A 3,355-nucleotide genomic window follows, 5' to 3' on the forward strand; every position below is an offset into this window, starting at 1 on the left:
GCATCGCGCTTGTACGCCCCTTTCACCGATTCGCTGATCGAATCCAGCGCCATCGACCGCTTGTTCGACACCTCATCCCGATACGCATCGATAAAGAAATCCAGGTCGCTGGCCGTGCTCAGCTTCGGCCACTTGTCCAGATAGATCGGCAGTTGTGCCGGCCCGGTCTTGAACGTACAGATCCGCCGGTTGCTGATCGTCGCCTCGCCAATCTCGAACGGCACCCACCACGACAGTGCAGTCTTCTCCGATACCACCGCCAGCAGATGCGTGCACTCGGTGATGTTGCGGGTAATGACCCCGGTGATGTCGTCGGTGGTCTGCGATTCCGGATCCAGCACGTCGAGGTAAGTCCTGATCTTCGCTTGGGTCAGACGGGTGTTGATGGCGATCGCATGAGTGCGATCCACATGGCGGTAGCTGATAAAGACTGGCATCAGAAATGTCCTTTGAGGGCGAGTTCGCGGTAATAGGCACCGAGTGCCGTCAGGCGGCAGCCGGTGGAGTGAATGGCGGCGTAGTACATGTGCTCGGCGTCGACCGGTTCGATCAGGCTGTGGCGGTTGCACTTTTGCAATTGGGCGAAGATCTCGCCGTGCTCCGGTATGAACGCCATTTCGGTGGGTTCGTAGCTGGGGTCGAGCGGGAAGACCGATTCGGCTTCGGCGAACCAGTCCGGCAATTTGCGCAGGATCTCCTTGGGAATCAGCGGCGAGACTTCGCGCAGGGAAATGAACTGCGACACATTGGTCTTGAATACCGGACGCTGCTCCCACGGGCCGAGCGCGTTGTCGACGAAGGAGTACAGGCTGCCGGGGGTGATTTTGCCGAGGATATTCGCCGCGCCGCCATGCAGCGCTTGCAGCAGCAGGCCGGTGAACACGCCGTGCTGCGCGCCCTCCAGTGCCGGCTCGGCTTTTTTGCAGGCGGTGAGGATGGTCATGCCTTCGCTGACCATGCTGCTCTCGCTGCGCAGGGCGCGCACTTCTCCGGCTGAACCGCTTTCGCAGCAGTCGAGGATGATCATTTTGTTTTTGATCCGCGTGGCTTTGTCCGCCCAGTTGAGAATGTCGCTGATGCGGATGCCGTCCTTGGCATTGCGGTAATCCTGCGGGATCAGCATGCCTTCGTCAGTGTCGGCGTCGAAACCGCCATGACCGGCGAAATACAGCAGAGCGACGTTGCAGTCGCCGGAAAACAACTCGCGGATCTGGTCTTCGAGTTTTTGCCGGCTCAGGTAATCCTCGGCGGACGTCAGTATCAGATTCTTGAAGTTGGGGTCGCCATTGGCGTTGGTTTTCAGTACCGAGGCCATGGCCATGGCGTCGTTGCAACAGCCGCTGAGCCCGCCAATATGCGTGTAATCGTTGATGCCGATGAACAGTGCCTTGCGCATGGTTACACCACCGTGAGCAGGCTGAACGCGCTGACGATTCTGTGGGGATAACGCAAGTGGGCGCAGCGAGACGAATGGCTGATGAATGAATGACAGCTTTGCATTGGATTCCTCTGAGATCGCGGTAAGCGAAGGAGGAAGCGAATGTAGGCCGCTGGCGCAGACCTACAAGGTCTGCGTGGCAAAACAGAAAGGTCCTGCGAGCAGGTGCGCAAAAGCCTACAGAAGAGACTGATGTTTAACAGCGAGAGGCGTGAGTCAGATGCAGTACGACAGCCAACGGCCCATAGTGCAGGGCCGCCGGCGTGACTGTTTAATAGCCGTTTTCAGGCAGGCTGGCGATGATCGAGCGATAGCTGTTCATCCGCTGCTGCTGGATGCGTCCGTCTTCGAGTGCCTTGAGCAGCGCACAACCCGGTTCGCGATCGTGCTTGCAGTCACGGAAACGGCAGGTGCCAAGCAGGTCGTCGAACTCGATGAAACCGGCTTCGACGTCGGCGCGGCTGACATGGCCCAGACCGAATTCGCGGATGCCCGGGGAGTCGATCAGTTCGCCGCCGCCAGGGAAGTGGAACAGGCGCGCGGTGGTGGTGGTGTGCGTGCCCTGACCGGATAGCTCGGACAACGGCCCGACGCGGGTTTCGACTTCCGGCAGCAGGCTGTTGACCAGCGACGACTTGCCGACGCCGGACTGACCAACGAATACGCTGATGCGCCCGTCGAGCTGCTTTTGCAGTTGCTCCATGCCGTCGCCGTGGTGCGCCGAGACTTCCAGCACCGGATAACCCAGCGTGCGATACACCGCCAGCAACGCGTTCAGCGCCGGGGCGTTCTGCTCGTCGATCAGGTCGAATTTGTTCAGCAGCAGAAGCGGGCGGATGCCGGCATGTTCGGCGGCGACCAGATAGCGGTCGATCAGGTTGGCGTGAGGCTCGGGCAGCGGCGCGAAAACGATGACGATCATGTCGACGTTGGCGGCAACCGGCTTGAGCTGGCCACGACTGTCGGGGCGGCACAGTTCGGTGCTGCGCGGCAGTTGCGCGACGATCACGCCAATGCCTTGGTTGCCAGCGCGCCAGACCACTTTGTCGCCGGTGACCAGCGCTGGCAGGTTGGCGCGCAAGTGGCAGCGGAACACTTGGCCGGCGAGTTCGCCGTCAACGGCTTCGACTTCGACCTGCACGCCGAAGTGGGCGATCACCAGGCCGTGCTGCTCAGGGCCAAGGTCGCCGCCCTCGAGGGCCTCGACCGCCGAGGACTCGCGTTTGGCGGCGCGTGCGGCGCGCTCGCCCTGGATCTTTTCGATGCGCCAGTTTTGACGACGATTGAGTTGGCGTTTGGCCATGGGTGTTCCGTCTGAAGAATGCAGCGATTAGGTAAAACGGCCGCGAGTTTAGCACGCCCGGCCACCGGCCTAGGCTAAACTGCGCAGCATTGCCTAGGAGCCCGAATATGCAAAACCCGCAGAACCTGATCTGGATCGACCTGGAAATGACCGGTCTGGACCCGGACAACGACGTCATCATCGAAATGGCCACCATCGTCACCGACAGTGAGCTGAATACATTGGCCGAAGGCCCGGTGATCGCCATCCATCACAGCGACGAAGTGCTCGCGCGCATGGACGAGTGGAACACCCGCACCCACGGCAATTCCGGCCTGACCCAGCGTGTACGCGACAGCCGCATCAGCATGGCTGAGGCAGAAGCTGAGACCATCGCCTTCCTGGAAAAGTGGGTGCCGAAGGGCAAATCGCCGATCTGCGGCAACAGCATCTGCCAGGACCGCCGCTTCCTTTATACCCACATGAAGGCGCTGGAAAGCTACTTCCACTATCGCAACCTCGACGTCTCCACGCTCAAGGAGCTGGCCGCGCGCTGGGCGCCGGACGTGCGCGACAGCTTCAAGAAGGGCAGCACCCACCTGGCGCTGGACGACATCCGCGAATCGATCGCCGAG

At 61.0% G+C, this 3,355-nt stretch carries 4 protein-coding genes; 1 reads left to right on the forward strand and 3 read right to left on the reverse strand.

Annotated elements, in window-relative coordinates; genetic code table 11:
• From D6877_RS01495 to rsgA, 3 genes are all read right to left on the reverse strand, one after another.
• A partial coding sequence (locus D6877_RS01495; RefSeq protein ID WP_130909632.1) for a toll/interleukin-1 receptor domain-containing protein occupies positions 1–437 on the reverse strand: 437 nt, incomplete at its 3' end.
• Positions 437–1,396, reverse strand: coding sequence for a caspase family protein (locus D6877_RS01500; protein ID WP_130909633.1), 960 nt, complete (start codon positions 1,394–1,396; stop codon positions 437–439). The genes D6877_RS01495 and D6877_RS01500, both read right to left, overlap by 1 nt.
• A gap of 313 nt (positions 1,397–1,709) precedes the next feature.
• On the reverse strand, positions 1,710–2,741 hold the full coding sequence (rsgA, locus tag D6877_RS01505) for a small ribosomal subunit biogenesis GTPase RsgA (protein WP_024011360.1): 1,032 nt from the start codon (positions 2,739–2,741) through the stop codon (positions 1,710–1,712).
• A 107-nt stretch (positions 2,742–2,848) separates the two neighbouring features.
• On the opposite strand from rsgA, the gene orn reads away from it, so the two are divergent.
• Positions 2,849–3,355 (forward strand): oligoribonuclease (orn, locus tag D6877_RS01510; RefSeq protein WP_130909634.1); only part of this gene is annotated, 507 nt, incomplete at its 3' end.

This window comes from Pseudomonas sp. Sample_9, from assembly GCF_004307535.1.
Lineage (GTDB): Bacteria > Pseudomonadota > Gammaproteobacteria > Pseudomonadales > Pseudomonadaceae > Aquipseudomonas > Aquipseudomonas mercuritolerans.